8 protein-coding genes and 1 pseudogene are annotated in these 7521 nt (G+C 58.3%); 4 read left to right on the forward strand and 5 right to left on the reverse strand.

All coding sequences use genetic code 11. The features are described 5' to 3' along the window. Positions 1–164: 164 nt before the first annotated feature. The 3 genes from AB3X86_RS37380 to AB3X86_RS37390 form a co-directional block, all read right to left on the reverse strand. Positions 165–353, reverse strand: coding sequence for a hypothetical protein (locus AB3X86_RS37380; protein ID WP_176112037.1), 189 nt, complete (start codon positions 351–353; stop codon positions 165–167). Further along, the gene (locus AB3X86_RS37385) at positions 350–625 is read right to left on the reverse strand and encodes a hypothetical protein (protein ID WP_368599812.1); all 276 of its coding nucleotides are present in this window, start codon (positions 623–625) and stop codon (positions 350–352) included. The genes AB3X86_RS37380 and AB3X86_RS37385 overlap by 4 nt, the downstream gene beginning before the upstream one ends. A 725-nt stretch (positions 626–1350) precedes the next feature. Next, the gene (locus AB3X86_RS37390; protein WP_368599806.1) at positions 1351–2568 is read right to left on the reverse strand and encodes an FAD/NAD(P)-binding protein; all 1218 of its coding nucleotides are present in this window, start codon (positions 2566–2568) and stop codon (positions 1351–1353) included. A 764-nt stretch (positions 2569–3332) separates the two neighbouring features. Here AB3X86_RS37390 and AB3X86_RS37395 point away from each other — a divergent pair. The 4 genes from AB3X86_RS37395 to AB3X86_RS37410 all read left to right on the forward strand — a co-directional run bounded on the left by AB3X86_RS37395 (position 3333) and on the right by AB3X86_RS37410 (position 6061). Next, complete coding sequence (locus AB3X86_RS37395; RefSeq protein WP_368599807.1) at positions 3333–4121, forward strand: TIGR04255 family protein; 789 nt, start codon at positions 3333–3335, stop codon at positions 4119–4121. Between the two features lie 21 nt (positions 4122–4142). After that, positions 4143–4754 (forward strand): hypothetical protein, encoded by a 612-nt coding sequence (locus AB3X86_RS37400; RefSeq protein ID WP_368599808.1) that lies wholly within the window; start codon positions 4143–4145, stop codon positions 4752–4754. 48 nt (positions 4755–4802) lie between these two features. Then, positions 4803–5612 carry a hypothetical protein gene (locus AB3X86_RS37405; protein ID WP_368599809.1) on the forward strand — a complete coding sequence of 270 codons (810 nt, stop codon included), beginning with the start codon at positions 4803–4805 and terminating at the stop codon, positions 5610–5612. Positions 5613–5698: 86 nt separating this feature from the next. Then, entirely contained in the window at positions 5699–6061 is a 363-nt protein-coding gene (locus AB3X86_RS37410) for a hypothetical protein (RefSeq protein WP_368599810.1), read from the forward strand. A 92-nt stretch (positions 6062–6153) separates the two neighbouring features. Here the strand turns inward: AB3X86_RS37410 and AB3X86_RS37415 are convergent, their stop codons facing one another. Both AB3X86_RS37415 and AB3X86_RS37420 read right to left on the reverse strand, forming a co-directional pair. Beyond that, the gene (locus AB3X86_RS37415) at positions 6154–6393 is read right to left on the reverse strand and encodes a cupin domain-containing protein (protein WP_368599811.1); all 240 of its coding nucleotides are present in this window, start codon (positions 6391–6393) and stop codon (positions 6154–6156) included. 539 nt (positions 6394–6932) lie between these two features. Beyond that, a pseudogene (locus AB3X86_RS37420) lies at positions 6933–7394 on the reverse strand (transposase); the annotation flags it as partial. Positions 7395–7521: the final 127 nt, after the last annotated feature.

The following is a 7521-nucleotide window of genomic DNA, read 5'->3' on the forward strand; positions in this document are numbered from 1 at the left end:
TCTCCAAACCCGCACCTTCGTCAGCTGCCATCGCCAGCGTCTGCCGCTTCATCTTGTTCTGCCTTCCTTATCCACTCCGATCTATAACGCTCCAAGTAGCTATGCGGTGGACTTGATCAGCTTTGCCCTAAGGTTCAATGCCCCGATTCCAGTGTGGGGGCCGGTCATCCGGCGTGCTGGATAAACTCCGCCACGCTCATGCCACGGGGCACGTGCTCCGATAGAAGCCGGTTGACAATTTGCTCGAACCGGCGCTGCGCGTGCACGTCGTCCCGGTACGGCTGGGCCTGCACGATCAGGGCCGCAGCCACGAACGCCGCATAGAGAATGTTCTGCGCTTCGCGTGGTGTCATGCGTCCTCTGCCATCGGATGAGCGCAGAATCTCATGCTGCACCGCCCTACCAGCCGCTCGTCGCGGGCATCCGCACAGCGGCGGTTCAGCATCCTGCGAACCGGATGCCCGTCAAGCAGGGCCCACGCATTGGTCAGCCCGTAACCAAAACGCAGCACGTTCTCGATGTCTATGAAGTCGGCGTAGCGGCCCGAGTCGGCCAGCCAGCATGCTTCCTCAAGGATGGCCGCTTCCCCAGGCGAAGGCGGCGCACCGCCGTCCTCTTCCGTCATCACACCATTCATGTCCATGTCGTCACCAGATCGTTGATGGATGCCTCCGGACGCGGCATCGAAAGTTTGTCCGACGCACGTGCGTCGGACACCGGCTGGTATCACCTGACGTGCCTACGCTTATTGATTACGCAAAAGACAAGATGTAAGCACATTTCATCGAATGAAAACGGCCCCTAGATGCTGTGTGGAAGGCTGCGTCAGGCGCGCCCGTTTGCGTGCTCCTTCGGAGAAAACGAGCGTGCAAATCCCGTTTTACTCCAGTCGGGCTTACTGCCACTGCCCTCCCACATAGCATCTAGGTGGCATCGAAGTCATGCACATGATCGTCAAGGGAAATTGAACGATGGCGGCGTTTGGCAAACTCCCGCACATCAGTTCTATTCGCTGGCTGGACAAGGAATCCATGCCATATCGGTCTTGACCGACCTCTCGATCTTACTGCGACAGAACCCGCTTGCATCCACGCCCCTGTCAGGCAATGCGCTCGCGTTTAATGTGCAGAAACCTGCCGCATTATGATCTCCGTCATCCGCTCGATATGCATTAGCAATTCGGGCACCGCCGTCGCCTCCCAAAAGCGTCTTCTAAGCGCAGGGCCAATATAAAACAGAGACGGATTCGTACAGCTATTGACTCGAACCACGCGGTAAGACTCATCAACACGCAACCCCGCCCAGTCAAATTTTGCAATCCCGTCGCGCCGTAACTGATCAAAAAGAGAATCACACGCGTGTGCTATAGGCCGGTGTATGCAATCTGCATGCGGTTCTGTATCTGACGCCGTAGCTCGATGAGCTGGAGCCATCCCGACACCGGTGCAATTCACGAAATACGATGCGTGCACAACGCGCGAGCCCGTTGCTGCGCGCGGGCGAATAGCCAGCAGCAGCCCGTCGCCATGTGCGCTGATTGTCTCGATTCGCCCCCCCCATAAGCGAGAGACGCCCACTTATCCTGAGTGACGCGACAAGCGCTGCCGTGGAAGCTGGCTGTCGGTGACGATGTGCGTCCCAGTAAGGCGCAATATGGCGCACGAAAGCGCGCCGGTCGGCCTCAGACCAGTTTGACCAGATCTGCGGCACCGCTGGACGCAGGCTATCGATCACCTCGCGCCAGTCACCGCCTCTCGCGCGATGTTCAGCAATGACTTTGCGTACGACGGTGATGCAATGCCTGGGGCCGGCGGCCAGTTGATCGAGAAGCGATCGCCGCGCTTGTGGCTGAAGTCTCGGCGGTGACTGGCCGTGGTGTTGAGGCAACAAACCACGGCGGGACATAAGCGTGAAGCGCAACTTTTCGCTGCGCCGGTGCAGCGCGTAAACAACGTCGAGTGCCGTCAGACCAGACCCGCACATGAAGAAATGGCTGTCATCCGGCACGGTCCGCAATTTAACTGCGTCCCAGGGATTCGCGAGGAAACGTTGATCGAGTGAAGCGCCACCGGTTGCTGCTACAGTGATGGAGCGGCGGCGATCGCTGTGCCCGGTCGCAAGGACGACGTGATCGGCAGAAATCTCCACACCCGTGTGCAAATGAACCTTCGTTCGGCCATCCTCGACGGGCTTCAGCGCGACGGCGTATCCGTCATGTTGAGAAAACTGATGCTTCCCGCGGTTTTCGACGGCTTGTTTTAGCAGATGTGCAAGATAATCGCCGTACCACGCACGTGGCAGGAAATCATCGGGTTCGGCAGGACGGCCCCGCAGTCGGCAATAATCGACAAAGCCGTTGCCGTTGTCCCGCTCAACACTGAGGGTCCGTGCGGGGGCGTTCAGGAGCCACCCGTCTTCGTCTGACCGATAAGCAATACCGCGCGAAACGCTATAGCTGTCATCGACCAGTGCGATCGACAGGGGCTTTGCGGTTTGATCCGACAGTAGCCATGTGGCCGTCATCGTCCCGCAAAAGCCAGCACCCACTATCACGATCGATACAGTCATTGCCACGGCTCCGATGGTTGTTCGTATCCGCTCACGCAGAAAATTAATTTTGACGTTCAGATGGATACCCGCTCCGATGGGGCCGCTTGCATCGGGGCACGTCAGGAAAGCTCTCTTTCCGGCGCGGATAGTCAGAAGCTGTGCCGCGCGTCGCAGGAAGCGACTATGCGGCATTTCGCCCGAAGCACAAAATCGATTGTTTGGATAACACTGATTCGCATCGCAAATGAATGGGTTCGGGACGGATGGGTGTGTCGTCTGGAGGGTGCCGTTCAAACCCAGTAGCGCACCTATTTCGCGTAGACCGCGCCACACCTCAATGGCATCGCAGCGCTGTCCACGAACCCTCAAACAGTGGGGCCGGCTAACGGGGCGTCAACAATACTCCGCAAATTGAGGCTCGGATAGTTGGGGCTATCCGGGCCGTCATTTCGGGACAGCAGCGGATGCGGGCGGTCGTATGCGTCACGGGCGCGGTCGACGTAACACGGCGGCGGAGCCGGGGAAGCGACGCCACCGTTTTTGGTTAGGCGGCCGGTCTCTATGCGCTGGTGTGATCGGTGGAGGACATAAGGGCCCGGTTCATGGTCCGCGTGCGCTCGTTCCCACGCCACGTCGGGTGTCCCGCGACCTAGCGCTCCCCGCGACATCACGCCGCGGGCCACTTCTGAGCAGTTCTCCTTGCGAGAGCGTCAACCACGGTGTAAACTGACAACTGAAATGTCAACCTCACGTTTTCGCGCCCGCTGATCATGAATGGACGAATGGCCAATGCGCCGGTCTACTATGCCTTGCTGCAGGCGCAGTTCAACCCGATCCCGGCGATGGAAAAATACGCTGGGGAAGTGCAGGATCTGCTGCGCCGCGACGGGTATACGCTCTTTGAAGAGCAGGCGCTGCCGCAACTGGAGTTCGTCTTTGAAGCTAATGACGCACCGCCTGTCCCCAAAGTCGGGACCCTGAAGGTCTGGCGGATGACTACGGCAGACCGTACGTCCAGTTTTGTGCTTAGCCCGACGTTCATCGCCTTTCATACTACCCACTACGACACGCGCCGACAGTTTTTACCAACTGGATTGCGCGGGCTTGAACACGTTCACAAAGTTGTGGGTCTTGATCACGTGAGTCGCCTAGGTCTGCGGTACCTCGATGCTGTGCAGCCGCGCGAGGCAGAGACGGTCGATCAGTATCTTGCAGGCGGCCTGTGCGGCGTGCAGTTTGGCGCGGTTGAGCAATCAGCATCGAGCGAGCAGGTATTCGAGACGCAGCCGGGGGTTTTGGCTGACCGGGGCATCCTTGTGGCGAGGGTGCATCGCGCCGTGGCTCCGCTTGGATTTCCGCCGGACGTGGCACGGCACGGACTCGTGATTAAAGACCGGTTCGCGAAGCAGGAGCCGCAGCGTCATGCGGTCATCGACACGGACCATTTCGTTCAGGGGAGATTTCCGCTTGAATTCGCGTCGCTCGCGAGCCAGCTCGAGGCATTGCACCGAGACATCCGCCGGGCGTTTGAGGCGATCGTTACGCCTCATGCCCTAAAGGCTTGGTCGTAAAACTAATCAGGAGACAGACATATGCAATCATTGCCAGCGATTGGCGCTGCGCAGCATTACCCGGTGATGCTGCGGCCGTTCATTGGGACGGGGTCTGCATATCCGCTTGAGAACGTAGACAGTTGGAGCGGGTACCTTTCACCTCGAACAGGGCTCTTTGTCAGCGATGACACGGCGGTGCGGTCGCCGCGCAGGCGCCCGCGCGCGGATATCCGGACGGCGAAGGAACATCTGGAAAATGTCCGCGCAGTGCTGAATCCCGCTATTGGGGATCTTGCGGTTCTCTTCGACGTGTCGCGCCAGGCGGTCTACAAGTGGCTGTCCGAAGAGTCGATGCCGGACGCTGACAAGCTCGTGCGCATCAGGACGTTGAGTCAGATCGCTGACGCGTTCAAGGCGGCAGGAGTCGCGCGTGCGTCGAGTCTCCTGAAAATGAAAGCATTTGAAGATCGCTCACTGTTCGACATCCTGAAGGCCGGGGAGGACAGTTCGGCGGCCGTGCAGACTTTGATTGAAGAGGCTCGGGCAATGGAACGGTCCTATGCACTCACGGGGCTGTCGAATACCGCAGCTCCAGCAACAGCAGACTGGCAATCGGATGTTTCGATTCCAGGTGCTGCCGAGGATCGCTGAGGGGACGCGATGCCGGGACGTGACAGTGCTTGGCGGCAAGGCAGTCTCATGGTTGACGCTCATGCGTTGGACCTCGGACTCGTGTTTGATGAACGCGAACATCGCGTCGTTGTCATCTCGCACGACTGCGACCTCGCCAACGACAAGGAGCCCTCTGTCGAGTGCATCGTAGCGGACATCGTTGCGACGGTTGACCCACCGTTCGCTCGTGCCAGAAACGTACGCCGGCTCCATCTCAGCTACACTACCGGGGAAGGGCACACGCTCGTGCTTGAACTGCGTCACGAAGCTCGAACGGTGGTCGATACGGTGATGTTCGATGCGATCGCTGCCGCTCCGGATGCGTCGGTCACACTGAATGCCGATGAGAAGAGGGCGCTCAAGCAATGGCTGGCCGCGCGGTATGGTCGTCCGGCTTTCCCGAACGCGTTCGAGAGTCGCCTTCGCCGAAAACATAAGGGCAAGACGGTTGAGCAGCTGACCGGCAAGCTTCTCGAGCCATACAACGCCCATCTGGTGGGCGTTTTCTTTGACCTCGACGCCGCGCGATTTCAGGACCTCGACGGCGGTGAACCCTACGTTCTGCGCATTACCCTTGCATATGATGCTACAGAAGGCGGCCCCGTTGCGCGTGCCGCTGCCGAGAAGGCCGCGAGCGAGATTTCCGATCTGTTCACGAGCGTCTATGGCAAGCCCGAGGACGCTAAGGAAATTGCTCTCGAGAGTTGTGTCGCCGTCGCTGATACACGTCTCTCACTGGCAGATCTTCGAAAGATCGATCAGTGGCGACTTGAATACATCAGTTTGCGAACGGACCCGCCCGAAGGTTTTCTTCCTGTCGGCGAGACGCCTGCGTAGGGTACGACGCGACTCAGACCCGCAAAGTCAGCAACTGTGCAGATTTGCTGTTATATAAAGTGTGCAAAGCGCTACGCGGGGAAGCAATGACCAAGTTCTTTGAAGTGTTCGAGAAGGCAATTATTAGTTGCCTCGCTACGGCAATTGTCGCGATGCTGACGCTTGCCGCCGTCTCGCAGGCCGAACTGGATTCGCACTTGCTTGATGCGGTTCAGCGTTATTTCTGGAGCATCCCCTTCCTCGGTGGATTTTTGTTTCTTCGATCCACAGCGGGGGAAGCCACCCGTCTCCATCCGGGGTGCGAAACGCATAATGGGTGTCATTTGGGTTGTCTGTGGCAGGCGACCACGCCAATTCTTTCGCCGGTCGAAGGGCTGATCACATTGATGGTCGCTCCATCAAGTGCGTCACACCAAGTTCCGTTAATGAATAGCTTGGTATCTGAATAGGGTCATTTACCTACCTTCCGTCATAATGCAGCTCAACGCGACTTTGCGAAGATGCTTCGCGAGTCAACTTGCGACGTCGTTGGTGACGCTTCTCAGGTGAGAAGAACGTATATTTTTCGAACTGCCTCGGTGACTCTCAATGTTCCGCAGAAGCCGGCGGGAATAACACCCGTGTCGCCTTTAGTGAATTCGGTCTGCGGCGTCGTTTCGCTCTCGAGCGAGAAGGTACCCTCCAGGACGTGGAAGATCTCGTTTCGGTTTTGATGGATAGACGAACTTCCAGGCGCCGACCTCTGCCTCCCAGAACCCGACTCCCGGACGTGATGGTTCAAAGTCCACCAAAGGACCGCTGATTCTCTTCGGCTTACCAGTGATTAGTATTTCGTCAGCGGGATGGCTCATATTCTCCTGCAGCTGAGTCGGGTCGATCTTACAAATCCGTTCGAAGAATCAACTGTTCCATAGTTTCTCCCAGTAAAAAGCGCTGTTACGTTGCGCGTGTCATAAGGCAACGCGTATGAGACGGCGCATGGGGACCCTTCGGGCACCTTCTTGCTAGCTGCTGACACCTGGTCTGCACGCCGATGTATGCCAACTCCAATGGCCCCGAGGAGCCGGCATGCATGCTAGAAAAATGGTGTTTCTAAAAACAGCTATGTTCCGTCGACAAAACGTCCTTCTGCCGCCAACTCGACCAGCGGTCGACGGTCACTCGGCACCTCCTTTGCCAGGAGAAAATGCGGAAGTAGCGCAGCATCCCCAGCTCGGCCCAGTGCTATGCACGCTTCGATTGAAAGTAAGCGATCCATTATCGACGTCCCTCTGCGAGTGGAGTTGAGGGCCATGAATCGCAGAGAGGCGTGGCGTGTGCTCAGCGCAGGGACGCAGGCATTTTCCAGGGCAGAAGCGCGTCGTAGTCGTCGACACTGGTCGCCAGAGGGATGTGCCTGAACAGCCAGTGGAGGTAGCGGTACGGGTCGATTCGACAGGCTTTGCAGGTTTCGACCAGAGAGTAAAGATTGGCGCTCGCAGTCGCGCCATCAACCGTGTCCGAGAACAGCCAGCCGCGGCGCCCAATTACAAACGGGCGGATCGAATTCTCACAGTCGTTGTTCGATATGGGCCAGTTGCCGTTCTCAACGTAGAGGATCAGCTTGGGCCATTGCTCGCGCAGGTAAGTTAGCGCCTTTCCGAGCAGACTGTTGGGCACGACGCCGGGGGATTGCTTGAGCATGAGACTGCGGATGGCGTCGAGCACTTGTGCACTGTATCGCCGTCGCAATCGCTGTCGCCGGTTGGCTTCCCATTTCGCGCTGCGTGCCTCGGCGACGAACTGAGGGTGACCCGGTTCGACGGACAGATCTGCAGTTGAGTTTAATGCGGTGTGGCACCTCCCGATAAGATCAAATTGCGGGTTGTCCACGGCCGGGCGGCGGGTCGCCTGTCACGACCACGACGCT

It is taken from the genome of Paraburkholderia sp. BR14374 (genome assembly GCF_040948685.1).
Classification (GTDB): domain Bacteria; phylum Pseudomonadota; class Gammaproteobacteria; order Burkholderiales; family Burkholderiaceae; genus Paraburkholderia; species Paraburkholderia youngii.

Bases quoted from the DNA above. Each gene is read 5' to 3' on its own strand.
- AB3X86_RS37395 (WP_368599807.1), top strand. From the start codon at position 3,333: ATGGCCAATGCGCCGGTCTACTATGCCTTGCTGCAGGCGCAGTTCAAC.
- AB3X86_RS37380 (WP_176112037.1), bottom strand. From the start codon at position 353: ATGACACCACGCGAAGCGCAGAACATTCTCTATGCGGCGTTCGTGGCT.
- AB3X86_RS37410 (WP_368599810.1), top strand. From the start codon at position 5,699: ATGACCAAGTTCTTTGAAGTGTTCGAGAAGGCAATTATTAGTTGCCTC.
- AB3X86_RS37405 (WP_368599809.1), top strand. From the start codon at position 4,803: ATGGTTGACGCTCATGCGTTGGACCTCGGACTCGTGTTTGATGAACGC.
- AB3X86_RS37385 (WP_368599812.1), bottom strand. From the start codon at position 625: ATGACGGAAGAGGACGGCGGTGCGCCGCCTTCGCCTGGGGAAGCGGCC.
- AB3X86_RS37400 (WP_368599808.1), top strand. From the start codon at position 4,143: ATGCAATCATTGCCAGCGATTGGCGCTGCGCAGCATTACCCGGTGATG.
- AB3X86_RS37390 (WP_368599806.1), bottom strand. From the start codon at position 2,568: ATGACTGTATCGATCGTGATAGTGGGTGCTGGCTTTTGCGGGACGATG.